The sequence below is a fragment of the Nocardia fusca NBRC 14340 genome (assembly GCF_001618425.1).
Lineage (GTDB): Bacteria > Actinomycetota > Actinomycetes > Mycobacteriales > Mycobacteriaceae > Nocardia > Nocardia fusca.
Window position 1 is genome coordinate 1 of sequence record NZ_BDCU01000053.1, and the last position, 26,282, is coordinate 26,282.

Below are 26,282 nucleotides of genomic sequence, written 5' to 3' on the forward strand. Positions count from 1 at the left end.
GCTAGCTGTGCGGCTCAGCCGCAATGCACCTTGAAAGTCTGCCACTTGTCGTCACCGATGAGACCGCCCCAATCGATGCATTCGCCCTTCGCTTCAACTTTCACCGGGCCGGCGAACTCGGTGTACTCGGCATCATCGACGATCACATTGCTGTGATCCTTCGACGTCCGCAGTCCGGCGCCCATCCGCACACGTTTCCCCGGCTGGTCCCGTACGGTGACGACGCAGTTCTTCTCACCGTTATAGGTGAGGTAGACGGTGCCACCCCTGAGTTCGCGTGAATCGATCACGTCATATCCCTTGCCGCACTGACCACCGTAGGTTGCCGCGGACGCAGTTGCGGGGTGGAGTACCGCCACTCCGGCGGCAATTCCGATTGCACTCGCGCACACCGCGATTGTCTTCCTTGCATTCATCATGTAGAAATCTCCTTCGAATGGCGTTCGTTCCAGTGACCACAATTCTTCGGCTTCGGACCAGAAGGGTCTGTTTGCGCACCGACATCCACTGTGTGTCCGAGCCGACACAAGGACTCGCCGAATCCTGTTGATATCGATGTCCGCACCCCACCGCGCGGCGGCCGCCGAAGCCGACAAGCCGGCCCGCCACGTTCGACGCCACCGACCTGCCGTCCTTCGCGACCAGCGAATGCGCTCGGGCGGCGGGATCGACGACCGCACCGGCAGCCTGACCCCGGGCAAGGAGGCCGACCTCATCATGATCTGCCGCGACCACGCCAACATGCTGTCCGCCACGGCGGTCCGGTCGAGCCGACGGTCCCGTCTGGTCCGAGACGCAGAAGCATTCCGTACCCGTGCCGCCCGGTCCGGCAGGGTTCGTCGGTTCCAGACCTACAGGTGCTTGTTGAGCACCCGTGCGATCGCCGGTATCACCGCCGCCGACATCATGTCGTCGTGGCCGGCGTCGATCGGGTGGTTGCGCACCGGACCGGCGACGTACCGGGTCCAGCTCGCCGCGGCGTTCGGACGGTCGGCAAAACCGTCCGGCGCGGCGGCAAAGTAGATCATCTCCGCATCGACGACCGGCGGACGGTGCTGCGCGAGCATCTGTCCGGTGTGATGTGCGGCCGCCACTATCCGCTCGAGGTGACGTGGTTCGAGAAAGGTTGCGCCGCACCGATCTTGGATGGGCGTGACCGCTTCTGCGGTCGAGAGCCCGGCCGGCGCCGAGTCGATCCCGATCGCGCCTGTGTACTCGGCGATGAACCCGGCGACGCTCAGCGGCGCGGGCGGCTCCGGGTCGAGGAAAGCCGTATCGGCGTCGAGCAGTGCGAGCAGCGACACCTCGGCACCGAGATCGCGCAGACGGGCCGCGACCGCATGGGCGACGATTCCGCCGAGCGACCATCCCATCAGGCGATACGGGCCGTCGCTCTGGACCGAACGAACAGCCTGTGTGTACCGGTCGGCGAACTCGTCGATCGTCTGGGGCCGAGGTTCGACGTCGTCCACCCACGGTGACTGTAATCCGTAGATCGGCACTCGCGAATCGAGGTGCGCCACCAAACCCGTGTAGCACCACGCCAATCCCGATGTCGGGTGCAGACAGAACAGGGGTGGCTCGGTACCGGTCGGTCGGATCGGTAGCAGCACGGCGAACGGTGAGGAGTCCGGCTCTTCGCCGTCGGCGTCCAGGCGACGAGCCAGGGCCTGGACGGTCGCGTCGGCGAGGATGTGCATGACCGACACCTTCTTACCGAACATCGTGCCGAGGTCGGCCGCCAGCCGGGCCGCGGTGAGCGAATTGCCGCCGAGTTCGAGGAAGGACTCGTCCATGCCGACGCGCTCGACACCGAGGACCTCCGCGCAGGCATCGGCGACCTTCTGTTCGGTGGGTGTCGTCGCCGGGCGGAACCTTCGGCGTCCGGAACGGAATTCCGGCTTCGGCAGCGCCGCCCGGTCCAGCTTGCCCGCCGGCGTGAGCGGGATCTGCTCGAGTGTCACCACGGTCGCCGGGACCATGTATGCGGGCAGCACCTGTGCGGCCGCATCGCGCAATCGGTCGACGTCGATCTCGGCGTCGGGGGCGGTCTGCACGTACGAGACGAGCGTGGTTGTGTCGCCGGGTCCGTCGTGGCCCACAGTTGTCGCGAATTCCACGTCGGGATCGCGCGCCAGCACCGCGTCGATCTCGTCGAGTTCGATTCGGAACCCACGGATCTTGACCTGGTGATCGACGCGGCCTCGGAACTCGAGCGATCCGGTTTCGTTCCAGCACACCAGGTCTCCGGTGCGATACATGCGCTCACCGGGACCGCCGAAGAGGTCGGCGACGAACCGGGACGAGGTGAGGTCCGCACGGTGGTGATAGCCACGGGCCAGACCCACACCGGCCAGATACAGCTCGCCGACGACGCCGACCGGGACGGGTCGCAGCCACGGATCGAGCACCAGGGCCGTAGCACCGCGCAGCGGGGATCCGATGGTGATCGGCCGACCGCCGTCCTGGACATCCGAACACGTGGCCCAGATCGTGAATTCGGTCGGGCCGTAGTGGTTGCGCAGGCCCAGGTCGGCATACCGTCGAGCCGTTTCCGGTCGCAGTGCCTCCCCGGCGACCGCGAGCATCCCGACACTGGCCAGTGCCGCCGGATCCATCGTCGACAGCAGCGAGGGTGTGACCAGCATGTGGGTGACCTTCTCGGCGGCAACGATGTCCGAGAGTTCGCGGCCGCCGAGCACCGACGACGGCACCACGACGAGGCACGCACCGGCGCCGAATGCGAGCAGGATCTCCGATACGGATGCGTCGAAGCTGGGCGAGGCGAAGTGCAGCACCCGCGCATCCGACTGGGCCTGCATGCTTTGCCGTTTCGCACGAAGCAGATTCGCCAGGCCCGTGTGGGTGATCGTCACGCCCTTCGGGATTCCCGTGGATCCTGAGGTATAGATCAGATACGCGGCGTGGTGGGGGTGCAGCGGCGCCGGACGTTCGGCCTGGGTGATCGCAGCGGTCGGTTCCGCGTCGATGACCGGAGCCACCGAATCATCGTCGAGGACCACCCAGTGCACCGACCTCGGTAGGCGAGCGCAGAGCTTGGTGACTGTGACGCCCAGCATTGTCTCGGAGTCGGTGAGAATGTGGGCGATTCGCGCCGCAGGATAGTTCGGGTCGATCGGCACGTACGTCGCGCCGGTCTTGACGATGGCCCACAGGGTGACGATCGATTCGACGGAGCGGGTCAGTGCCGACGCAACAGCGGTTTCCGGTCCTGTCCCGTAGCGGATGAGCGTCCGCGCCAACCTGTTCGAACTCTCGTCGAGTTCTGTGTAGGTCACCGACCGACCCTCGAACCGGACCGCGACGGAAGCCGGATTCGTGGCGGCGGCCCGAGCGAAGATGTCCGGCAACGTCAGGATCGCGGCATCCGGTTGCCGCGCGCGCAGCAGCATCGCGCGCTCGGCGTCGGTGAGGATATCGATCGTGGTCAGCGCGGCGTTGGATCCAGCGGCGAGGAACCGCTCCAGAAACAAGAGGAACCGCCGGTAGTGCTGCTGCACCTCGGCATCGCTGTACAGGCCGGGGTTGGCCTGGAGGTCGAGCCTCACCCCGTCGTCACGGGACCCGGGATAGACCACCAGCGACAGGTCCTCGACAAGCCCTGTGGACAGCACATGCAGGCGCCAGACGAGCGGACCCACATCCAGTGCGGCGTTGAACATCATGAGGTTCACGTGCGGTCCGAACGATCCCGGCGTGCCGGCGTTGCGGCCCGTGTCGCGCAGCACATCCTCCATCCGGTATCGCTGCCGGTGCAGCGCGTCGACGAGTTCGCGTCTGGTCGCCCGGATCAGTTCGCCGACGGTGGTGTCGGGTCGTGCCGGTAGTCGAAGTGGCACCGCATTCGCGGCCATCCCGCCCGAGGACCGCAACGTCTTCGTCGTCCTCGCCGTGACCGGGAGCGTCAGCAGGACCTCGTCACGTCCCAGCATCCGTGCCACGAAAGCGCCGAAGGCGGCGACGAGCGCGGGGGCCGCCGCCACGCCGCGCCGACCGCCCGTAACCTTCTCCAGCAGTTCGGTGATCTGCGGTGAAAGGACCGAACCGACGACCCGAGGATGCGCCGGCGGCGGGACCGATCGGCCGGCAAGACCGGCCGGATCGGGCGCACCTGCCAAGTGCCGGCGCCAGTACTCCCGGTCGGCGCCGGCCTCGGGCGAGTTCCGATAGGCGCGTTCGTCGTCGGCAACCGCAGCGAGTGCACCGAACGGAGTGGGTTGCGGCCGAACGCCTTCGACGATCGCGGTGTACAGCTGGGCGACCCGCTGTAACGTGCGAGTCGCCGCATAACCGTCTTGAACGATGTGGTGCGCCCTTGCGTACCAGAAGTACCGCCGCGAGCCGACCCGCAGCACCGCCATCATCGAAAGCTGGTCGTCGAATACGTCCAGCGGCGCGGTGTACTCGGCGCGCATCCACTCCCGTGCCGCGGCCTCGGGATCATCGCTGTCGCGGAAATCGTGCACGCTGACGGTGACACGGACGGCCTCGTCGACGACCTGGTACGGCTCCCCGTCGGCCACGCCGAGACGCAGACAGCGGTACCCGGACTCTCGAGCCTCCTGCACGATCGCGGCCGATAGGGCCGCGGTGTCCAGGTCGCCCTCGATCTCGACGAAATGCGCGATGGTAATCGGCGCGGGGGTGAGCTGCTGGGCGTACAGGATCCCGCGTTGCGCCGCAGTCAGCTCGAAGGCGCCGTCCGGTCGTTGCGTCATCGACAATCTCCCGTCGTCGGCAAGTCGTTTCGCGCCATCGATGATCCGGCCGCCCGGCTTCCCTGTATGTCACCGCGGACACACTTGTAGTGTCACCGGCATGACAGTCCGGCCGCGGTTTCCGCCGGACAATGGTCTCCACGAACAATGATCGGGAAGGGAGACCGGAGCCGTGGAATCCGAGCGTATTGTCGCCAAGGCGTCCGGCGTCGAGTTCGAGAGTCTTTTCGAGCCTCGTCCGGACGCAATATCGGACACAGCTCGCCGGACGTTGCGGAGGTGGATGCAGGGGCATCTGGACCGACCGCATCCGCAGCTCGGCCGGCCTGGCCCGGTCTGCCCGTTCACCGGCCCGGCAATTGAGAAACGCCTGGTCTGGGTCGGCATAGTCGATGGCACCGACATCGACCAGGACCAGATGCGGACCGTCGTCGAGGATATGGTCGACATCTTCCCGACGCTGGCGCCGCAGGACGGCGCCGGCTCGGCGTTGCGGACGACCATGGCGGTCTTTCCGGATCTCACCGACTACGACATGATCGACGCGGTTCATCAGGCAGGCAAAGACCAGTTCGTCGAGGTGGGTCTCATGCTCGGGCAGTTCTATCCCGGCTGCGCCGAAGGTGGGTTGTGGAACAGCGACTTCCGCCCGCTCGACGCACCACTACCGATGTTGGCCGTGCGGCAGATGGTCGGAACCGACTACCCGTTCCTGGTGTCACGGCCGAACCATCTGAGCGCGTATCTGAAGCAATTCGCACCGGCCGTGCCCTCGATGGTTCGAACCGATATCGCCGAGCGGATCGCGTCGTAGCCGCACCGGCATGTAGTTGCGGTGGGCGGGCGAAGATCCTGTATGCAACGGTTACCGTGTTTTCCACGTCGCTGGCCAGGCCTTCCGACGGCAACGCATGGCCGGTGCCGATGAGCGCTCAGGGGTAGGCGTCGCCGAGAACATCGGCGACGGGCCTGTCGGCGGTGCGGTGCAGCCGGCAGGGATCGCAGTCGGCTGCGGTGGCGGTGATCGCCCGATACACTGGGATTTACGAGCGAACCGACTTCCTCGGGCGGACCTATTCGGCGCCCGTGACACAGCTGCTGAATCCGGCGATGCCGCGGCGAGCAGCCTCCTGCACACTTTCCAACGCTCCGACATCCGACATCACTGCCCGCAACGACGTTCTCGCGGCCGCATCGGCGACACCGTACAGTTCATCCCGGCTTTTACCCTGGGCGTGGAACCGGTACTGAGTCCCCTCGTTCAGGCTCAACGCCGTGCGCGCGAACTCCTCCGGTGACACGTCGATGAACTCGCCGGACGCCACCCCTTCTTCGATAATGCTGCACAGCCGCGCCGACAACTCGTCATAGTCGCCTTGGAAGTCACAGAAGACATCCGGCTGTTTCTTCGCTGCTTCCTCCAGATCGTAGAAATTCAGTGGTGCCGTACACATCTGAATCACATCCCGATGCAGGACGATGTAGAGCCGGACCGCCGCCGGGGAATCGTGCTGCGACAACACCCGTGCCGCCTGCAGCGATGCCCGGTTCTGGTCCATGATCTCCCGCAAGATCTCGTCTTTGGACTTGAACCAGTAATACAGCGACGATTGGCCCATGCCCGCCCGCGCGGCGATCGCTCCCATGCGGGTGGCCGCGAAACCTTTCGCTGCGAACAGTTCCGCGGCGGCGGTCAGAATATCGCCGCGAGGGTCGTCCACGACGATTCCACTTCGTCGCGGACGTCCCCCCTGCGATGGTGCTCTGGTCATACGGCAATGGTAGATGGTTCTGCCGTGTCGGCTATCATCGATACCTCAGGCTCTTTCATCAGGATGGGTTGTTGCTCTTGGTGATTCGGCATCCCGGCGGGTAGGTTCTGCCGGAATGCCGGACCTACCGACTAACCGGTGGCGGCGAACAGCGCTTCGTAATCCGCCGGTTCCTGCTCGATCACACCGTATTCGACAACTGCCGCCCCGTAGTCGCGCAAGGCCTGACCGTCGTCCTCGGTGGGGAATTTGGGAAAGTTGACCTGGTCGATGATGCCGGCGTCGATGCCCATTTCCGCGACGGCTACCGCGCCGACCCGGTCGGGGTTTTCCTGCGCGAATGTGTTGACTTCGACCATTGCCGCGCGGAAAGCGTTGACGACCTCGGGGTTCGATTCCGCGAACTGCCGCGATGTCGAATAGTAACCGGCTACCTGGTCGGGAAAAGACTGAACGCCGGGGGCGATGATTTGCTTCCAGCCTTTGTTGAGTCCGGGCGTGCGATGCGGCTCCGACACCCATATCGCGTCCACGTCGCCCCGTTCGAGCGCTTCACCCATATCCGAGAACGGAAGCTGGGTCCACCTCAGGCCCTCATGGCTCACACCCAGTTTGTCGAGGGCGCGGCGGATGTGCACCTCGCCGATATTCTGCAGCGTATTGACCGCGATGTTCTTGCCCTCGAGATCCTTCGGCTCGTCGATTCCGCTGTCGGGGAGTACGAGGACCCCGTGGTCGTCTTCGTCGGGTGTGCAGCACGGCGCCCAGGCCGGCTGTACCAGCTGCAACGGCAAGCCCGAATCGATCGCCGCGAGCTGGCTCACCGTATTGGAGTAGCCGAACTGGTTTTCACCACTGAGCACGCTGGGGATCACGGCGGCACCGCCGTCGGCGAAGCTGACCTGGACATCCAGACCGTGTTTCTCGAAGATCCCCTCCTCGATTCCGACGAACAGCGGGGCACTGAGAATCGCGGGGATGGTCCCCACGCTGACCTGGGCGAGTCCGCCCTCGGCCAACGCGGAATCGGCGCTACCGCCACCGCCGCACGCCGTCAGCACCATGGCGGCCGACGCGACGGCACCATAGCGCACGGCGCGGGAAAGTTGTTTGAACATCGTTACTCCTCATCATTTCGTGTTACGCGCTGACGAGGTTCGCGTCGTTGCGGACCATCTCGCGGATTCGGCCGAAAACGTGGGCGCGCAGGCGCGCGAATTCGGGCAGGGATTTGGTTTCGATCTGATCGCGACGATCCGGCAGGTCGATATCGACGATCTCGGCGACACAACTCGGGGAACGCGTCACGATTGCCACCCGGTGGCTCAGGTACACCGATTCGTCGACGTCGTGCGTCACGAAAAGCACCGTGGTGCCGGTTTCGTCACGCACTCGCAGCAGCAGGTCCTCGAGGTCGGCGCGGGTCTGCGCATCGACCGACGCGAAGGGCTCGTCCATGATGAGGACCGCCGGGCGATACGCGATCGCCCGCGCGATCGCGACCCGCTGCTGCATACCGCCGGACAGCTGGAACGGTTTCTTGTGCGCCGCTTCGGCGAGCCCTACTTCGTCCAGTGCCCGCGCGACTCGCTCCCGGCGGTCGGCCGTGCTGATCCCGTTCTTCATCAGCGGCAGTTCGACATTTTTCGCCACGGTGATCCACGGCAGCAACGAGCGTGCGTAATCCTGGAAGACCACCGCGAAGTCGAGCGGTGGGCCGTCGACGCGCCGGCCCTGGAATGTCACCGAACCGCTCGTCGGCCGGTCGAGACCGGCGATGCACCGCAACAGAGTCGTTTTCCCGGCGCCGGAGGGGCCGACAATACTGAACAGTTCCCCCTTTTCCACGCTGAACGACATATCGGCTACGGCTGTGAAGCCGCCGCCCTTGACGGGGTATGTCTTTTCTAAATTCGACACGATGAGCATCGGCCGCTGCCTTTCTTGGTAAGTACAACTCGGGCGAGGAGGGAACCCGGCGTCAGTTCGTGCCGGAGCGCCGCGGGTCGCACCATCGCAACAACCGTCGTTCGGTCACGGCGTAGAGGGAGGTCAGGAGGAACCCGAGGATTCCCAGGATCAAGATTCCGGACCACATCGTCAGCAGCTGGAACGTCGCCTGTGCCTGCGTGATGACGAAACCCAGACCCCGCTGGGCGCCGACCATCTCGCTCGTCACCATGAGGATGAGGCTGAGCGGGATCGCGATCCGCGCACCGACCAGCACGCGCGGCAGCACCGCCGGGAACACGACGTACAGCTGCCGTCGCAGACCGCGGATGTTGAACGCCTGCGCCGAGGCCATCATCGTCGGATCCAGCCGGCGCGCACCGTCGGCGGTACTGAGCAGTACCGGCCAGACACAGCCCAGCGCGATGAGAAAGATCTTCATCTCGGCGCTGACCCCGAACAGCATCATCGCGAACGGGATGAGTGCCGTACTCGGAATCGCCCGAGCGAACTCCAAAGCCGGCGAAACCATGCGCTCGACCACCGCGAGCTGGCCGATCACCAACCCCATCGCGACCCCGGCGACCACCGCGATCCCCAGCCCCGCGCTGAGTGTTGTCGCACTGGCGCGGATATTCGCGAGACCTTCCGGTGTCGTCCAGTATTCTCCCGCCTCGGCGATGATCGCCGAAAGGGCGGGAAAATAGACGTTGTCGCTGTTCGCCGACAGGAGGAACCACGCCGCTGCCGCGCCGAGCGCGCCTACGACACCGAGGACTGTCCGGCCACGGCCGGTGGACAATGCCGCTGTCACCGTAGTCATCGGATCTCCCCCGGTCCCTGCGCCGACAGCAGCCGGGTCTCCACGCGGCGCATCAGCGTGTTGAGCACGATCCCGGCGAGGCCGCTCAGCGCGATGTAGGCGTACATGCGGGCCGGGTCCCCCGCGGACCGCGACATCGTGATCTCGTGTCCGATACCGGGCATCTGGATGATGATCTCCGCGGTCACGACCAGGATGAGGGTCGTCGAGGTCGCCAAGCGGATCGCCGTCGCCAGATACGGAAGCATGCTCGGCACCTGGATCCAGCGGATCCGTTGCCACAGCGTGAGGTGGTAGGACCGGGCTGTCTCGAGGGCGACCGGGTGCGCCGCCCGCACCCCGGCGATCGCCGGCACCAGCACCTGCCAGAACGCCGCGAAGACCGCGAGGAACAGCGCGCTCTGCGTTCCGGTGCCGATGGTGAGTACCACGAGCGGGATCAGCGCGACCGACGGCACCGGTCGAAAGAACTCGATCACGGGCCTCAGCAGCGCTTCGAAGGGGACGAACAGGCCGAGCACGATTCCCGCGACGGTCCCGAGGACCACCGCCGTGCTCAGGGCCGACAGCCAGGTGACGACCGTGCTCGACAACGCCGGTCCCAGCGCCGGGCCGTCCAGCTCCGCGGCCAGGGTGGCCGCGATCTCGCTGGCGGGTGGGAAGTATCCGGCCGGCAGGATATCGGTGCGCGTCAGGATTTCCTGCAGGGCGATCAGGCCGGCGATGAAAGCCGTGGCCTGCATGCGCCGGCCGAGTGCGAGAGACACGGTGGCTCGCTGCTTCGGCAGCGAGATCGCGGTGACCGCGGTCATGATTCGAACTCCAGGTAGCGGTTGATCTGGAGGTTGCCCACCCCTGATCGGTATTCCTTGCGGGTCCGCTCGTAGTCGAAATGCAGCCGGGAATAGTCGACCATCTTGTTCGCGACCGGAAGGCGCTGCTCCTGGAAATCCCGTAACGCCCCGCCGACGTCGTCGTGCGCGCTCAGGCATTCCGCGAGCAACTGCCCATCGATCAGCGCCTGGTTGGCGCCCTGCGCCATACCGGGATACATCGGATGTGCCGAGTCACCGATCAGGGCGACCCGCCCGTCCACCCACTGAGTCAGGTGTTCCCGGTAGTGCCCGATTTCGCGGCCGATGACGGTATCGGGTTCGCTGCTCGCAATGATCCGCGGAACCGGGGTGGCGGTCCAGGTGTCGTAGACGCCGCGGAACTCGTCGAACGTCGAGAGTCCGTGGACGGACCCGTACCAGTAGGCATGGGTGGCGTCGATGGGGATCCATCCGAAATGGCCTTCGGTGCCGTAGACGTCGGCCTGCACGCGTGCCGGAACGTCGGCCCGCGAGAGTTCGAAGACCCCCCGCCACCGCACGATCCCTTCATCGGTGAACTGTGGGGGCCCGCCCAGCATCGCGTTGCGGATCCGCGACCCGATACCGTCCGCGCCGAGCAGCAGATCGCCGTCGGCGCTCCGGCCGTCCTCGAAATGCACCGTGACGTTCTCGTCGGTCTGCGTGTAGCCCACCGCGGTAGCGTTGAACTCGATCTCGTGCGGGTCGAGTGCCTCGGCGAGCATGGCGTTCAAACGCCGCCGCCGGGCCCCGGTGACCGGTGCACCGAGGTCCTCGCCCCAATGGCCGACATCGGTATCCGAGGTGAGGGTGCCGTCACTGTCGAGGGCCCACCACCGCTCCATCTCCGCCGCGAACGACCGGAATTCGGCCCCCAGCCCGAGCCCGTCGATCACCCGGACCCCGTTGGGCCAGATGTTGAGCCCCACACCGGCGGTCCGTAGTTCCGAATCGGCCTCGAAGATCTGGACCTTCCAGCCCCGGTGTTTCAGGTGCAGCGCGGACGACAGGCCCGCGACTCCCCCGCCGCAGATCAATGCTGTTGGCACGACTTCTTCCTTCCGATCGTTTGTGCGGTCCCGGACCGCTACCGGCTCACGGGCTGTCCGGCGACATTCCGTTGAGCCGTTCGAGTGCCTTGATGAGGGCGCCGTGATCCAGTCCGCCGTCTCCAGCGGACCGCAGCGCCTGCACGAGTTGGGTGATGACGCCGGTGAGCGGTACCGCGATCCGCGCCTGCTCGGCGGCGGCCAGCGCGATCTTCAGATCCTTGTGGTGCAGGTCCACGCGGAATCCGGGCGCGAAATCGCGGGCCAGCATCTTCGGCGCTTTCACCTCGAGTACCTTGCTGGCAGCCAGACCACCGTTCAGCACCGTGAGTGCGGCATCCACCTCCACACCGGTGCGCCGCAGTAACGACACCGCCTCGGCCACCATCGCGATATTGCCTGCCACGAGCATCTGGTTGGCGGCCTTCACCAGCTGTCCGGCGCCCGCCGGGCCGACATGCACCGTCGTCGCCGCCATCGCGTCGAGTACCTCGCCGGCCCGGCGAACCGCGTCCTTCTCGCCGCCCATCATCACCGCGAGGGTTCCGGCCACCGCACCGGCTTCACCTCCGCTGACCGGTGCGTCGACGAACGCCACGTCCCTGTCGGCCAGACGCGCAGCGAAATCCCGTGCGGATTCCGGAGCAATCGTGCTGCAGTCGATGACCAGCGATCCCGGCCGCAGTGCCGTGAGGACCCTGCCGGCACCGAACAACACCTCCTCGACGTCGGGAGAGTCGGGCAGCACGGTGATGACGACGTCGGCCTTCTCCCCGACCTGCGCGGGACTCGTAGCGCCCACCGCGCCGCGTAGCTCGAGTTGCTCGATCTTGGCTCGCGAGCGGTTGAACACCACCACGTTGTGGCCGGCGTCGACGAGATGACCCGCCATCGGTGCGCCCATCACGCCGAGTCCGATGAATCCGATGTTCACAGCCACCTCCTCAGTACCCGCGCGACAGGTCGACGACATTGCGGAATTCGCGTCCGTCGACGAGTCGGCGCAGGTTGTCGGCGAACAGGTCGACCTGGCGGTCGCCCAGCAACTGGGACGCGTGCGAATCGTGCGGCAACACCTGGGCTCCCGGGGCCTTCCACAGCGGATCGTCGGCCGGTAGCGGCTCGGTGCTGTGACAGTCGATGAGTGCCCCGCTCAGCCGGCCTTGTTCCAGCGCGTCGACGAGTGCGTCGGCATCGTGGATCGCGCCGCGGGCGACATTGGCGATCCAGCCACCGGGTTTCATCGCCGCCAACGCTTCCGCGTCGACGAGTCCCCGGGTTTCCGAGGTCAACGGCGCGGCGATCACCAGGTAATCGGATCGGGACAGCGCCTCGTGCAGCCCACTGGTGGGGAATGTCTCGTCGAAACCCGGGACTGCGTTACCGCGACGATTGATCCCGATCGTGCGGATGCCGAGCACTTGCGCGATCACCGCCGTTCTCGACCCGATACTGCCGGTGCCGAGCACGGTCATGGTGGAACCGTCCAGTTCACGCGCGGGAAGTTCCGTCCAGGCCCGCGCCGCCTGATTTTCCCAGCGTTCCCGCAGCATCTTCGCCTGCGCGAGGATGGCCGCGATAACGGTCTCGGCGATGGCGTTGGCGGCCACGCCGGAAGCATTCGCCAGGACGACGCCCTCGGGCATGATGCCCACGAGGTGCTCGGCGCCCGCGCTCATCGATTGCAGCAGCTTCAAATCCGGGTTGAACAGCTGTTCCAGTCCGGGCATTGTGAGGATGCCCTGCTCGATCTCGATCTCCTTCTTGGAGCCGCTGGTCTCGACCATGATCGCGTGCGGTGGACGCTGTGGCGAAGCGCCGGCATTCAATTCCGATACCGGGATATGTTCCAGCCACACGTCCTCGGCGACTCCGGTGATCCGGAGCCTCTGCTCGGCGGTCAACCAGATCCCGTCGTCGGGATCCGCGGCGTTCTGTACCGCCTTGGGCAGCCCGGCGACTACGACATTGAGTGACACTCGATCGTTCTCCTGATCTCGATCTGGGATGTATTTCTCGGCGGAGCAGGTGTGGTCACGGCCTCCTCGAGAGCTCGCGCAGGCATAGATCCACCTGCCGTTGCTCGTCGGCGCGGATTCCGGGGCGGCCCGCGATATGGCCCAGCGGCGAGACCATCTCGCGTACTTCCCCGCGGTCGATCCAGGCGGCCTCGAGGTGGTTCTCGGTGACCGTGAAGTAGCTGTCGGTCACCGAGGGCATGAGAACGGTGCGGGCGGTGACGCGGCCGAGTCGATCCCGCAGCGATCGGAGGCTTCCGCCGTCGGCCGCGCGCCACATCTCCAAGGCGGCCGTCAGATCCCCGGCGTGCATGGCCTGGTGATCCTTGCCCCACCGTTCGAGGACATCGCCAGTGCTGAGGTAACCGAACTCGCGGTACACCTCCTGGGCGAAGAACTCCTCGCAGTAGGCCCAGCCGGCGTACACCCGGCCGAACGCGTCGAGGCGCTCCAGCTCTGTCCGACCGTCTGTCTCGTTGCCGCGGCGACCGGCTCTGAGTGTGGCACCGACCGAATCGAGGAAGACTTCGTTGATCGGTGAACACCGCGCCGCGGAACACAGGGCGAAGACGGCGGACGTACGCTCGGGATATCTGGCCGCGAAATCCAGCGATTGGATACCACCCAGCGACCACCCGGCGACAAGGCGCAGTTGCCGTACACCCAGCCGGCCGAGGACGTGTTCCGCCGCTCGCGCGCAATCTCCGACCCGCACCCGCGGAAACGTGGTGCCGCTCGTGGAGGGAGACGACGAGATCCCGCCACCGAAATGGTTGACGACGACCACGAAGTGCTCGGCCGGGTCGAGCGGACGCCCCGGTCCGATCCACGCCGCGTAGCCGAGGTCGTCACCGGTGTAATAGGTGAACAGCAGTACGGCATTGTCGCCGGAAGGCGAGAGCGACCCATAGGTCCGGAAACCGATCCGCGCGTCGTTCAGCATCGCACCGGACAGCAATGGGAATGTCGGCAGACGCAGCGTTTTCCGCTCGCTGTGGTCGGAACTCATCGTCAACACCTCACCGGGACCTCGGTACTCGCCTGCTCAGAAGAACTTGAGGTACCGGCTCCGTTCCCAGTCGGTCACCGCGGTGGTGTAGGACTCCCACTCACCGCGTTTGTTGTCGATGAAGGACTGCCACAGCTGCTCCCCGCACACTTGTCTTGTGAAGGGGTCGGCTTCGAATGCGTCCACTGCCTCCTCGAGGGTTCGCGGAAGCAGTGCGAGACCACGCTTCCCGTAGTCGGCCGGGTCGACTTCGTAGAGGTTCTCGGTGTGGAAGTGCTCCAGCTCGAGCTCTTCGCGCACACCTTCCAAACCGGCCGCGAGCAGCAGCGCCGCCGCGAGGTGCGGGTTGGCCGCCGAATCCACCGCACGACATTCGACACGACCGCCACCGAGCGGGATGCGCAACATGTTCGTACGGTTGTTGTTCCCGCAACTGGCGAAGATCGGCGCCCAGGTCGAGCCCGACATACTGCCTTGTCGGACCAGGCGCTTGTAGCTGTTGACGGTCGGAGCGATCACCGCGCAGATGGCGGCAGCGTGCCGGACTATTCCGGCCGCGAAGTGGTATCCGATCGCACTCAGGCCCGCCGCCCGCGGGTCCTCGTCGGAGTCGAAGAGGTTCATGCCGCCGTCCAGCGCCGCGAGCGACATGTTGAAATGCGCACCCGAGCCCGTACGGTCGGCGAACGGCTTCGGCATGAACGAGACGTACGCTCCGTGCTTTCGAGCAACCTCGTTGGCCATCAACCGGAAGAACGCCACACGATCGGCCATCGACAAACCGTCGGCGTAGGCGAAGTCGATCTCGAACTGCCCTTGGGCGTCCTCGTGATCGAAAGAGTAGACGTCCCAGCCGAGTTCGTTCATATGGTCGACGAGCTCGTGTAGCCAGCCCAGATTGTCCAGCAGCGTGGGCACCGCGTAGCAGGGCTTGTCGAGGGTGTCACGTTCACTGAGGCTGCTGGGGCCGGTGGGTCCGTCTGCGAGGACGAAGAATTCGGCCTCGACGCCGAGATTGAACCCGTACCCCATCTGCTCGGCAGCCTTGATCTGCCGACCGAGGATGTTTCGCGTGGATGCCTCGAACGGCTGACCACCGACGTAGAGATCGGACAGGAACAGGGCGACGTCCTTGCGCCAAGGCAGCACGAACCCGCGATCCAGATCGGGATGCGCGGAGAGCTCCTCGTCGTTCACCTCTTGCGGCAGGCCGTCGAGCGCCGCCCCGGTGAACAATTCCGATCCCTGCGACATCTGCACGAAGTGGTCGATCGGCACCATCTTTCCCTTGATGTTGCCGTGCAGATCCGTGTAGCCGGCGATGCTGAACCGGACCCCCTCATCCTTCAACTGCTTGGCCATGATTTCGGCCTCGGCCGCGTCGCGCACCATCGTCGACCCCTCATCCCTAGTTTCGATTAACTATCGAAACCGTAGGAAGGCGGTATTTCCCGAGCGCTGCGGTCGAGTTAAAAGGGGATTTCGTAGGATGACTTTCGCGCACCGGTCGGTGAGAGACGGTGGCGTTCCCGGCCGAACGAACATCGGTAGTGTCCCAAGACCGCCGACCGGCCCCGGAGACCGCCCCGGCAAGACTGCAACCGGAATCAGAGTCCCGTTGGCCCTGGTGAGGGCCAGAAGGGACGATAGGAACCATAGCTGGACCGCAAGCGGCATTCGGTGGAGGACATCGTTAGGTCCACAGTCCCTGGAGCTATTCATTGGTGGTGCGGGGTGCCGGTTGTCCGGGTGCTGCGGACTGGTCTTGCAGGTTGGTGGCGGCCCAGCTGGCGAGCAGGGCGATCGCGTCGGCTGACGGTGATCCGGGTTTGGGGCAGTAGAAGGTGAGAGCGAGGCCCGGATCGGCCGGCAGTGGCATGGATTCCCAGTCGAGGGTGAGGTCGCCGACCACCGGGTGGTGGAATCGCTTGACGCCGTTGTGGTGCAGGCGCACGTTGTGTTTGGCCCACCGAACCCGGAATTCGTCGCTGCGGGTGGACAGTTCGCCTACGAGGTCGGAGATGCCACGGTCGTAGGGGTCGCGCCCGGCGTCGCTTCGCAGGAGATTGACCACCCCGTCGGCTACCTGGTCCCAGTCGAGGAAGAACTCCTGGGCGAACGGGTCGAGGAAGCAGAACCGCACGACGTTGACCGGTCGGCGTGGGTCGGGATGCAGCGGGTCGGGGTAGAGCGGTGCGTGTAGTGCGTGACCCAGCAGATTGGCCGCGACGATGTCTTGGCGGGTGTTGCGCACGTACGCGGGAACCGTCGAGGTGTCGAGCATGCGCTGGATCGTGGGTCGGATCGTCTTGGCGCGGCGTGGGCGTGCCCGTTGCGGGCCGGTGACGATGCTGCGGTGCAGGTCGAAAAGGTGGGCGCGTTCGGCCTCGTCGAGTTGCAGGGCGCGGGCTATGGCGTCGAGGACCGATTCGGAGACTCCGGTGACTTTTCCTCGTTCGATCTGGGTGTAGTAGTCCACCGACAGCCCGGCCAGGGTGGCGACTTCTTGGCGGCGCAGTCCGGGCACCCGTCGTTTGGCGGCGTCGTAGACGGGCAGCCCCACCTGGTCGGGGGTGATCCTGGCGCGTCGTGAGGCCAGGAACTCGCCGATGTCAGCGGCGCGGTCAGTGGACTCCATGACATCGAGGCTAAGCCCGCTGCCTGCATGTTTGCCAGGTGCTGCGAGGGGGGTGCTGCCGGCACCCCTCTCATCCTCACCTCCCACAACCGTGTTCGGGCCTGTTGCATGGATGGCGGAGCGGACCTCGCTCCGGTCAGGTTTCTTCGAGACGACGAGGTGATATGAGCACGCCGAGGATCGGCCGATCTGCCGCGAGCACCCGGTTGCCGGTGCTGGTGTATGTGCTTGGCGCCGGGATCTTCCTGATGGGCACGACCGAGTTCATGGTCGCGGGTCTGTTGCCGGAGGTGGCGGCGGACCTGAAGGTCGACCTCGGCAAGGCCGGTTTGCTGGTCACGGCGTTCGCGGTCGGCATGATCATCGGCCCGCCGGTGATGGCGCTGGCCACGCTGCGGCTGCCCGCGCGAGCGACCCTGGCCGGTGCGCTGGCCGTCTTCGCTGCCGGACATGTGGTGGCCGCGGTCACCGACTCGTTCACCGTGGTGACCGCCTCGCGTGTGGTGACCGCGCTGGCCACCGGCACTTTTTGGGCGACCGGTGCGGTCGTCGCGACCGCGGTCGCCGGACCGGCAGCGAGCGCGCGGGCGCTGGCGGTGATGTCGGGCGGGCTGAGCCTGGCCGTGGTCGCCGGTGTTCCGCTGGGTACCTTCGCCGGCCAGTTCACCGGCTGGCGCGGCCCCTTCTGGATATTGGCCGTCTCCTCGGTTCCGGCGCTGGTCGCCGTGCTGCGGCTGGCGCCCGCCGCCTCGACCGGCGAGCGTGTGTCGGTGCGCGCCGAGGTGTCGACCGTGCGGCCGTGGCGGGTGTGGGCGGTGCTGGCCGCGATCACCCTGGCCCAGGCCGGTTTCCTCGGCGCCTACAGCTTCATCAGCCCCCTGCTTACCGACCGCTCCGGTATCGCAGCGAGCCTGGTGCCGCTGGTTCTGGTCGGTTTCGGCATCGGCGCACTGGGGGGCACCGCGCTGGGTGGCCGGCTCGGCGACCGGTGGCCGTTGCCCGTGATCGCGGCCGCGGTCACCACGACCTCGGTGCTGCTGCTCGTGCTGGCTCTCACCGCCGCTCACGCGCCGATGGTGGTCGCGGTGGTGGTCGTGCTCGGGGCATCCGGGCTGGGCGCCAATCCGGTGCTGATCGCGCAGACCCTGCGGTTCGCCGGGCACGGTGCCCGGCTGACGTCCTCGCTGGCCACTGCCGCATTCAACCTCGGCACCGCCGCGGGCTCGGCGCTGGCGGCGACCACGCTGACCACCGGTCTCGGTGTCGCCGGCCCCGCCGTGCTCGGCGCCGCCGTCACCGCCACCGCCTTGATACCCGTCGCCGTGCTGGCCGCCCGCGCCCCCGCCGGCGCACCGACCCGACACCGCGAGGACCCGATCCGCGAACCGGTCGGTGTGAGCTGAACCTCTGCCGGGCTCGTCCCGGCACCTGCCCGTCGGCAACAACAACCGCCTACCGAACCTCGATCAAGGAGAGCACCATGCGTGGAGTAATCATGTACGGCCCCGGCGATGTCCACGTCGTCGACCGCGAAGACCCGAAGATCATCGACCCCACCGACGCGATCATCCGGCTCACCGCCACCTGCATCTGCGGCTCGGACCTCTGGCCCTACCGCGGCATCGAACCGGTCGATCACACCCCCATGGGCCATGAATACGTCGGCGTCGTCGAGGAGATAGGCGCCGACGTGAAAACGGTGAAGCCCGGCGACTTCGTGATCGGCTCCTTTGTCATCTCCGACAACACGTGCGAGATCTGCCGGGCGGGGTTCCAGTCGAAATGCATCCACGCGGAGTTCGTGGCACAGACCGTCGGCACGCAGGCAGAAAAGGCTCGTATTCCGCACGCCGACGGCACTCTAGTGGCCACACCGGGACATCCGGACGAGGATCTCGTTCCGGCCTTGCTGGCGGCCTCCGACGTGCTGGGCACCGGATGGTACGCCGCCGACGCGGCTCAGGCAGGTCCGGGCAAGACCGTCGCGGTGGTCGGCGACGGCGCCGTCGGTCTCATGGCGATCCTGGCAGCCCGTGAGTTGGGCGCGGAACGGATCATCGCGATGTCCCGTCATCCCGAGCGACAGAAGCTGGCTCGCTACTACGGCGCGACCGACATCGTCGAGGAGCGCGGCGAGGAAGGAATCGCGAGGATCCGCGACCTCACCGATGGCCACGGCGCGCACAGCGTGGTGGAGGCCGTCGGCACCCAGGAGTCCTTCATGCAGGCCGTCGGCGCGACCCGTGGCGGCGGGCACATGGGCTACGTCGGGGTCAACTACGACGTCCAGATCCCCGGCATCCAGCTGTTCTTCGCCGGCATCCACCTCCTCGGCGGTCCGGCACCGGTCCGCCGGTTCCTGCCCGACCTCATCGACCGCATATGGAACCGAACCATCGACCCCGGCAAGGTCTTCGACCTCACCCTCCCCCTGGATCAGGCCGCCGAAGGCTACAAGGCGATGAACGAACGCCGCGCGATCAAAACCCTGCTCACCCTCTGACCATCAACGAGACCCGCACCAGGAGCACCACCATGACCACGACCACGACCGTGCGGCGATATCCTCGCCGCTGGGCCCGCATCGCCGGCGCCGGCGCCGCCACCCTGGCTGTTCTGGCCGCCTCGGCCTGCTCCGCCGCCGATACCACCACCTCGGCCGCGCCCGCCGCACCGATCGCAAACCTGTCCACCGGTGATCTCTCGCGCGGTGCGGACAACTTCTACACCAGCGACCAGGTCACCATGCAGCCGGTCACGTTCAAGAACCAGTACCAGATGGACGTCACCGGCAACCTGTTCGTCCCCAAGAATCTCGCCCCCGGCACCCGCGCCGCCGCCATGGTGGTCGGGCACCCGATGGGCGCGGTCAAGGAACAGTCCGCCAACCTTTACGCCACCAAAATGGCCGAACAAGGCTTCGTCACCCTCGCCCTGGACCTGGCATTCTGGGGCGGCAGCGCAGGCGCACCCCGCAACGCCGTCGCCCCCGACCTCTACACCGAAACCTTCAACGCCGGCGTCGACTACCTGCGCACCCAGGACACCGTCGACCCCGAACGCATCGGCGCCCTCGGCATCTGCGGCAGCGGCAGCTTCGTCATCTCCGCCGCCAAGATCGACCCCCGCATCAAAGCCGTCGCCACCGTAAGCATGTACGACATGGGCGCCGCCAACCGCGACGGACTGGGCCACTCCGTCACCCCGGAGCAGCGGCAAGCGATCCTCGCTCGAGCCGCCGCGCAGCGCGATGTCGAATTCCGTGGCGGCCCCACCGAATACACCAGCGGAACCGTCCACGAACTGACCGCCGACTCGACTCCCATCGAACGCGAGTTCTACGACTTCTACCGCACCCAGCGCGGCGCCTTCACCCCCGAAGGCACCACCTCGGAACTGACCACCCACCCGACGCTGTCGAGCAACGCGAAGTTCCTGAACTTCTACCCGTTCAACGACATCGAGACCATCTCCCCGCGGCCGATGCTGTTCATCACCGGCGAGAACGCCCACTCCCGCGAATTCAGCGAAGAGGCCTACCGCCTGGCCGGAGACCGCAAGGAACTGGTGATCGTGCCCGGCGCCGGACACGTCGACCTCTACGACCGCACCGAACTCATCCCCTTCGACAAACTGACCGACTTCTTCACCCAGAACCTGCACTGACCGGCACACATTCCACGACCGCCGTGAAAGTGCGGGTATCGCACACCGTGGTTGCATCAGCTCGATCACCTCGGGAGGCCCGCCGTCTCGGACCTCGCTACGGCTTCTGTGATGGGCTCTCTGCCCTGGTTGAGTTCAAGGATCCGCCGGCCTGGAGAGTTCGCGTGGATCAGCGCCGTCAGAGTGGTCGCGACATCCTCTCTGCTGATCTGCTCATGGAGCTCGGCGGGACCGATATAGATTTGAATGCCGTCAGCAAAAGCCTCGCCGTTATTACGCCGCGTGAGGCCTGAAACCTTCACCTCCTGCTCGCCCAGATTGCGGGCGAGCAGGCGGCCGATTCGTCCGGTGAGGCCGATAATGAAGACGTTCATTGTCTTATCCGCTCCCGTTCGAGGTGGAGACAATTATCGCGTTCCGGTTGCTCCGTCGAAGATCGCTGTGATCCGGATGCCGTGGTGTGCACGGCGCCGGACGCCGGGATCCTCCCTTCCGGGAGTGCACTACTTGCCGAGGAAGTCGTTCAGCACGGTATTGACCTCGTCGGCGTGGGTCCAGAGCAGGCCGTGGGGGGCACCTTCGATCTCGACATACTCGGCCTCGGGGAACGCCGCGTGGAAGCGACGCCCGGTGGCGTCGATGGGCAGGATGTTGTCTTTGGTGCCGTGCAAGATCAGCGCCGGTTTGCCACTGGCGCGCACCGCCTCGATATCGCCGCGGAAATCCTCGATCCAGGACGGGACGACCGCGTACGCGGCCACCGGGGCACTGCCGATCGCGACGTTCCAGCTGCCGGTGACGGCTTCCTGACCGATCCGGGAGCCGAGGTTCTCGTCCAAGTTGTAGAAGTCCGAGAAGAACTGCGTGAACCAGGCGTACCGGTCACCCTTCGCGGCTGCGGCGATGCCGTCGAACACCTCCTGCGGAACCCCCTCGGGGTTGTCGTCGCGGGCGACGAGGAACGGTTCGAGCGAGGCGAGGAACGCGAGCTTCGCTACTCGCTCATGCCCGTAACGCGCCACGTACCGGGCCGGCTCCCCCGTGCCCATCGAGAAGCCGACCAGCACCACAACTTCGAGGTTTCGTTGTCCGTGCGGGTTACGGTGCGCGGCGGGGCCGCCGACCGCACCGAGAGGCGGGTCCGACGCTCGGCGTACGCCGGACCCGCCTCCAGCCCAGCAGCCGCCGGCTCTACCGGGCAGTGACATCAGTAGTGGGCGTGGCCAGCAGCTGCAGCTCCCAGGCGAGCGCTACCCCGCTACCGCCACCGTGCTCGGCCATGACCTCCCCGGCCCCGCCGGTCGTCGACTCGCGAGCCCAGTCACGCTGCCATTCACCGGCCACGGCCATCCAGGTGATAGGCACCACGCCGGCCTGCACCATGCGACGCACCGCCATATCGTGTGCCTCCGCGGTCACCCCGCCGCACGCGTCCGTGACGACGAAGACGTCGTACCCCTCGTCCAGCGCCTGGGTGGCGGGCATAGCGACGCAGATCTCGGTCCACAGCCCGGCGATGATCAGCTTCTTTCGCCCCGTCTTCTCCACGACATCGACGACGCGACGGTCCTGCCAGGTGTTGATGAACGTGCGGTTGATCGGCTGCTGGTCCGGGAAGACGTCCTGGATGCCCTTGATGAGGTTGCCACCACGCTCTTCGATGACCGTGGTCAGCCCCGTGGGGACATCGAACACCTTCGCCAGCTTGGCCAGGCCGACGACATTGTTGACGATCATGGTCGGTTCATGGCTGTGGAGATCGGCGAACTGGTAGGGCTGGTGGTCGATAAGCACCAGAACATGCGATGGTGAAAGTCAGAGTTGTTCGGGTGCTGCCATCCGGTACACGAACTGGCCGAGCCCGGACTGCGCGATCGCGAACATCGTCCCGGCCAGCCCCTCCTGAGTGGCGGCCATGCTCAGGTCACCCAGACGGACCGCGTCGTATCCGGCGTCGAGACTGAGCTGCCCGACAATGCCCTGGGTTTCGTCGTCACCGCACCACAGGTTGCTGGGTCGTACCCGGGTATCGGCGATCTGCCCGAAGAGAGAGGCGAAGTTGGTGTTGAACGCCTTCGCCGTCGACCCGCCCGTCACCGACTCGACGTACTCGGCATTGGAGGAGAACCCGGCCGGAGGCCGGGCACCGCCATAGAGGTTCGTGGCGTCGAGCACCATCTTGCCCGCGAGCCCGGTGACGGATGACAGAGCCGCCGCCACGGCGGTTCCCGGGACGGCAAGCAGCACCGCTTCCGAGGCACCGGCGTCGCCGCCACCACGCCCCAGCCGCGTCACCCGGTGCCCGGCACGCTCCCACAGATCGGCCAGCCCACCACCGATATTGCCTCGTCCGATCACGGTGATATCCATGCTTGTCTCCTTGCCGGGCCGATGTGCGATGGACTCCGGTCATGCGGACAGAAACCAGCTCCGACCAGGTTCGACTGGGCAGGCTGAAATGTCTCCCGGGGCCTGAAAAGACCGTACGGCGGCCCTCCGGCGGGCGTCCAAGACTTGTTCGGACGCCCATCGGTAGGATTTGTCTATCGATATCAGTCCCCGCCTGCTCCGCTACTTCATGGCCGTAGCCGAAGAACTCCACTTCGGCCGCGCGGCCACCCGTCTCTACATCGCCCAGCCGTCCCTGAGCCATCAGATCCACAAACTCGAGCAGACCCTCGGAACCCCGCTGTTCGTGCGTTCGAACCGCCAGGTGCAGCTCACCGCCGCAGGCCGGACACTGGTTCGCGAAGCGCCGAAAGTACTGGCAGCGCTGGAACAAGCCGTGCAGCTCACCCGGCTGGCCGGTTCCGGGATCGCGACGACGATTCGGCTGGGCTACACCCCGGTCACCGGCTTCGACACGCTCACAACACTTCTTGATGCGCTCCGCGAGGACCACCCCGATCTGATGATCGACGCTCGAGAGTTCTTCAGCGCCGAGATCCCCGGACGGCTCCGGTCCGGCGACCTGGACATCGGTCTCGCCCTCTCACCGCAGCTCGTCGACAAGGTAGCCGGCGAGATCCTGCGCAAAGAACCCGTGTCCGCACTCCTCAGCACTCGCCACCGCCTCGCCGACCTACCGAGGATTTCGGTGGCCGCCCTCCGCGACGAGACGCTGCTACTGTTCCCTCGCCACCTAGCGCCCGCCTACTACGACGGCATCGTCGCCGCATTCCACGAAGCGGGTTTCCCGCCCGAGATCTGCGCGTTCGAAGAACCACCGGTGTACGCCATGCTCGCCCGGCTCGCCGGCGGACGCGAGATCGGCTTGGCTCCTGCCTCGTTCGCCGAACACGCCGCGAAAACCGGCACCGGCATCATTCACCGCGATATCGTCGATCCGCCGATCCTGGCGGAACTCTCGGTGCTCTGGCCCACAAACGATCCCTCACCCGCCATCACCAACGTCCTCGCCACCGCACGTCGCTGCGCTGAACACAACAAATGGCTACGCGACCCCCCACAGAGTGCGTAGAGCTGCGACCCACTCGAAACTGCGGACGCAGCGCCGCGACCCCGGGCTCGAGTATGCCGCTACGGCACGGTGTCTGATGGAGCGGGACCCCACGAACGGAGCTCATATGACCTTGACCGGACGGCCGGCCCAGCAGCGACCGGCACTACTCGACATCGAGGCATTCTTCGCCGACCCCGAGTTCGCGTCCCCGTCGATCTCCCCGGACGGCACCCGGATCGCCTACCTCGCACCGTACCGCGGGCGCCGCAATGTCTGGGTGCGTGGTGTCGACCGGACCCACGCCGACTCCGTTCCCGTCACCTCCGACGCCCGTCGTGGCATCACCAGCTACTACTGGACCGGCAACCCCCGCTTCCTGCTCTACCTGCAGGACATCGACGGCAACGAGGACTGGCACCTGCACCGCGTCGACCTCGACGATCCCAGCTCGCCCGTCGTCGACCTGACCCCACTCGACCCCGGCTCCCGGGTGTTCGCCGTCGACCCGGAGACCACGGTGCCCGGCACCGCCATCATCTGGATGAACCCCCGCCCGCTCTACGTCGACGTGTTCCGCATCGACGTCGCCACCGGCGAGACGACCCCGCTGGTGGAGCGGACCGATCCCACCGCGACCTTCCTCCTCGACCGCACCGGCCGCGTGAGCTGGCACCTCGCCAAGGACCCCGACGGCACCCACGAGATCTCCGCCGTCGACCCCGACACCGGAGACCGGCGGCTCCTGCACCGCGCGGGCGGCCCCGAGCACCCCATGGGGATCTTCCTGGCCCCGCTGCCCGACGGTAGCGGCGCGCTGCTCGGCGACTACCAGGACTCCGACGACCTGCGGCTGCTGCGGCTCGACCGCGACACCGGCGAGCTGACCGTGGTGGCCGCCGTGGACGGGCACAGCCTCGACACCCTGAGCGCGGCGTCGGACGACCTGCCGCCCACCGTGTTCGCCAGCCGCCGCACCGGCGAGATCCTCGCCGCCCGCTTCACCGGCGACCGGCCCCGCATCGTGCCGATCGACCCGCACTTCGCCGAGGTCCAGGCCGCATTGGAGAAGCTCTCCGACGGCGTCCTCGACACGGTCTCCTCCGATCTGAGCGAACAGCGCTGGGTCGCCACCTTCATCCACGACCGCGAACCGGGCACGACCTGGTTCTACAACCACGCCACCGGCGAAAGCCGCCTGCTGTTCCGCGACCCGCACCTCGACCCGGCCGGCCTCGCACCGATGATCCCGGTCCGGTTCGCCGCCCGCGACGGCCTGCCGCTGCACGGGTTCCTGACCCTGCCCGTCGGCGTCTCGCCCGAGAACCTGCCGCTGGTACTGCTGGTGCACGGCGGGCCGTGGATGCACGACACCTGGACCTTCAACAAGGCCGTACAGTTCCTGGCCAACCGCGGTTACGCCGTATTGCAGGTCAACTTCCGCGGCTCCACCGGCCACGGGCGCCGGCATGTCACCGCCGCGATCGGCGAGTTCGCCGGCGCCATGCACGACGACCTGATCGACGCCGTCGACTGGGCCATCGCCCAGGGCTACGCCGACCCCGACCGCGTCGCCATCGTCGGCGGCTCCTACGGCGGTTACGCCGCACTCGTCGGCATCACCGTCACACCGGAGAAGTTCGCCGCGGCAGTCGATTACGTCGGCATCTCGGACCTGGCCAACTTCCTCGCCACACTGCCCCCGTTCGTCCGCGCGAACATGACCAACAACTGGACCGCCTACGTCGGCGACCCCGACGACCCCGAGCAGCTCGCCGACATGCGACGCCGCTCCCCCATCACGATGATCGACCGAATCACAGCCCCGCTACTTGTCGCCCAGGGCGCCAACGACGTCCGCGTGGTACAGGCGGAGTCGGACAATATCGTCGCGCCACTGCGGGAACGTGGGGTGCCGGTCGAGTACCTCGTCGCCGAGAACGAGGGGCATGGCTTCGAGAACCCGGAAAACCAGGTCATGCTGTTCCGCGCCATCGAACGCCACCTCGCCGAGTATCTCGGCGGTCGCAGCGCGGCGAACACCTGATCCGTCCGGACGGACGACCGCACACAAGCGGTTGGCCAGTCCCTCGCGGACGGCGTCGACCTCGAGCTTCGCCGAGTCAGGAGAGTGGCGGATCCGGTGACCGATTCGCGGTTGACGTATGACCTATACCCTCCGAATCGAGTCCGGTGCCCGAACGCATCGCGAAGGTCTGGCCGCCACGGACCCGTGCCCGGCTCGGTGACCTGCGACCTGGACGGCGTCCTCGTCGATAGTTTCTCCCCCACCCCGTCCCACCA

Annotated in this window: 22 protein-coding genes and 1 pseudogene; 6 read left to right on the forward strand and 17 right to left on the reverse strand. The window is 66.5% G+C overall.

The window, feature by feature from the left end:
* Positions 1–14: 14 nt before the first annotated feature.
* Together NF4_RS30725 and NF4_RS30730 are read right to left on the reverse strand one after the other, a co-directional pair.
* Positions 15–419 (reverse strand): hypothetical protein, encoded by a 405-nt coding sequence (locus NF4_RS30725; protein ID WP_063814757.1) that lies wholly within the window; start codon positions 417–419, stop codon positions 15–17.
* A gap of 432 nt (positions 420–851) precedes the next feature.
* A complete protein-coding gene (locus NF4_RS30730) occupies positions 852–4,739 on the reverse strand; it encodes a non-ribosomal peptide synthetase (protein WP_063130997.1) in 3,888 nt (1,295 codons plus the stop codon).
* 172 nt (positions 4,740–4,911) lie between these two features.
* Between NF4_RS30730 and NF4_RS30735 the strand changes: the two genes are divergently transcribed.
* Positions 4,912–5,553 carry a DUF6875 domain-containing protein gene (locus tag NF4_RS30735; RefSeq protein ID WP_369690957.1) on the forward strand — a complete coding sequence of 214 codons (642 nt, stop codon included), beginning with the start codon at positions 4,912–4,914 and terminating at the stop codon, positions 5,551–5,553.
* 259 nt (positions 5,554–5,812) lie between these two features.
* Here the strand turns inward: NF4_RS30735 and NF4_RS30740 are convergent, their stop codons facing one another.
* The 11 genes from NF4_RS30740 to NF4_RS30790 form a co-directional block, all read right to left on the reverse strand.
* Entirely contained in the window at positions 5,813–6,460 is a 648-nt protein-coding gene (locus NF4_RS30740; protein WP_232330718.1) for a TetR/AcrR family transcriptional regulator, read from the reverse strand.
* A 182-nt stretch (positions 6,461–6,642) separates the two neighbouring features.
* Positions 6,643–7,629: an ABC transporter substrate-binding protein gene (locus tag NF4_RS30745; protein ID WP_063130900.1), complete on the reverse strand. Its 987-nt coding sequence runs from the start codon at positions 7,627–7,629 to the stop codon at positions 6,643–6,645.
* Between the two features lie 22 nt (positions 7,630–7,651).
* Positions 7,652–8,440 (reverse strand): ABC transporter ATP-binding protein, encoded by a 789-nt coding sequence (locus NF4_RS30750; protein WP_063130901.1) that lies wholly within the window; start codon positions 8,438–8,440, stop codon positions 7,652–7,654.
* A gap of 52 nt (positions 8,441–8,492) precedes the next feature.
* The gene (locus NF4_RS30755) at positions 8,493–9,284 is read right to left on the reverse strand and encodes an ABC transporter permease (protein ID WP_063130902.1); all 792 of its coding nucleotides are present in this window, start codon (positions 9,282–9,284) and stop codon (positions 8,493–8,495) included.
* Positions 9,281–10,096: an ABC transporter permease gene (locus NF4_RS30760; protein WP_063130903.1), complete on the reverse strand. Its 816-nt coding sequence runs from the start codon at positions 10,094–10,096 to the stop codon at positions 9,281–9,283. The genes NF4_RS30755 and NF4_RS30760 overlap by 4 nt, the downstream gene beginning before the upstream one ends.
* A complete protein-coding gene (locus NF4_RS30765) occupies positions 10,093–11,187 on the reverse strand; it encodes an FAD-dependent oxidoreductase (RefSeq protein ID WP_198165532.1) in 1,095 nt (364 codons plus the stop codon). Before NF4_RS30765 ends, NF4_RS30760 begins: the two co-directional genes overlap by 4 nt.
* Before the next feature lie 46 nt (positions 11,188–11,233).
* On the reverse strand, positions 11,234–12,121 hold the full coding sequence (locus NF4_RS30770) for an NAD(P)-dependent oxidoreductase (protein ID WP_063130905.1): 888 nt from the start codon (positions 12,119–12,121) through the stop codon (positions 11,234–11,236).
* A gap of 10 nt (positions 12,122–12,131) precedes the next feature.
* Complete coding sequence (locus tag NF4_RS30775; protein ID WP_063130906.1) at positions 12,132–13,166, reverse strand: D-2-hydroxyacid dehydrogenase; 1,035 nt, start codon at positions 13,164–13,166, stop codon at positions 12,132–12,134.
* Positions 13,167–13,221: 55 nt separating this feature from the next.
* Complete coding sequence (locus NF4_RS30780; RefSeq protein ID WP_232330719.1) at positions 13,222–14,214, reverse strand: alpha/beta fold hydrolase; 993 nt, start codon at positions 14,212–14,214, stop codon at positions 13,222–13,224.
* Positions 14,215–14,250: 36 nt separating this feature from the next.
* Positions 14,251–15,606, reverse strand: coding sequence for a type III glutamate--ammonia ligase (gene glnT / locus NF4_RS30785; protein WP_063130907.1), 1,356 nt, complete (start codon positions 15,604–15,606; stop codon positions 14,251–14,253).
* 322 nt (positions 15,607–15,928) lie between these two features.
* Positions 15,929–16,852: a helix-turn-helix transcriptional regulator gene (locus NF4_RS30790; protein WP_063130908.1), complete on the reverse strand. Its 924-nt coding sequence runs from the start codon at positions 16,850–16,852 to the stop codon at positions 15,929–15,931.
* A 164-nt stretch (positions 16,853–17,016) separates the two neighbouring features.
* On the opposite strand from NF4_RS30790, the gene NF4_RS30795 reads away from it, so the two are divergent.
* From NF4_RS30795 to NF4_RS30805, 3 genes are all read left to right on the forward strand, one after another.
* Positions 17,017–18,255 (forward strand): MFS transporter, encoded by a 1,239-nt coding sequence (locus NF4_RS30795; RefSeq protein WP_063130909.1) that lies wholly within the window; start codon positions 17,017–17,019, stop codon positions 18,253–18,255.
* A gap of 77 nt (positions 18,256–18,332) precedes the next feature.
* Positions 18,333–19,355, forward strand: coding sequence for a zinc-dependent alcohol dehydrogenase family protein (locus tag NF4_RS30800; protein ID WP_198165533.1), 1,023 nt, complete (start codon positions 18,333–18,335; stop codon positions 19,353–19,355).
* Positions 19,356–19,387: 32 nt separating this feature from the next.
* A complete protein-coding gene (locus NF4_RS30805; protein ID WP_063130911.1) occupies positions 19,388–20,518 on the forward strand; it encodes an alpha/beta hydrolase in 1,131 nt (376 codons plus the stop codon).
* Between the two features lie 65 nt (positions 20,519–20,583).
* On the opposite strand, the gene NF4_RS30810 is transcribed toward NF4_RS30805, so the two are convergent.
* From NF4_RS30810 to NF4_RS30825, 4 genes and pseudogenes are all read right to left on the reverse strand, one after another.
* Entirely contained in the window at positions 20,584–20,892 is a 309-nt protein-coding gene (locus NF4_RS30810) for an NAD-dependent epimerase/dehydratase family protein (protein ID WP_063130912.1), read from the reverse strand.
* Between the two features lie 129 nt (positions 20,893–21,021).
* A pseudogene (locus tag NF4_RS30815) lies at positions 21,022–21,600 on the reverse strand (alpha/beta fold hydrolase); the annotation flags it as partial.
* Positions 21,601–21,709: 109 nt separating this feature from the next.
* Complete coding sequence (locus NF4_RS30820) at positions 21,710–22,312, reverse strand: hydrolase (protein ID WP_232330720.1); 603 nt, start codon at positions 22,310–22,312, stop codon at positions 21,710–21,712.
* A gap of 21 nt (positions 22,313–22,333) precedes the next feature.
* On the reverse strand, positions 22,334–22,888 hold the full coding sequence (locus NF4_RS30825) for an NADPH-dependent F420 reductase (protein ID WP_063130914.1): 555 nt from the start codon (positions 22,886–22,888) through the stop codon (positions 22,334–22,336).
* A gap of 169 nt (positions 22,889–23,057) precedes the next feature.
* Between NF4_RS30825 and NF4_RS30830 the strand changes: the two genes are divergently transcribed.
* A complete protein-coding gene (locus NF4_RS30830; protein ID WP_063130915.1) occupies positions 23,058–23,999 on the forward strand; it encodes a LysR family transcriptional regulator in 942 nt (313 codons plus the stop codon).
* A gap of 106 nt (positions 24,000–24,105) precedes the next feature.
* Positions 24,106–26,025: a S9 family peptidase gene (locus NF4_RS30835; protein WP_157120692.1), complete on the forward strand. Its 1,920-nt coding sequence runs from the start codon at positions 24,106–24,108 to the stop codon at positions 26,023–26,025.
* Positions 26,026–26,282: the final 257 nt, after the last annotated feature.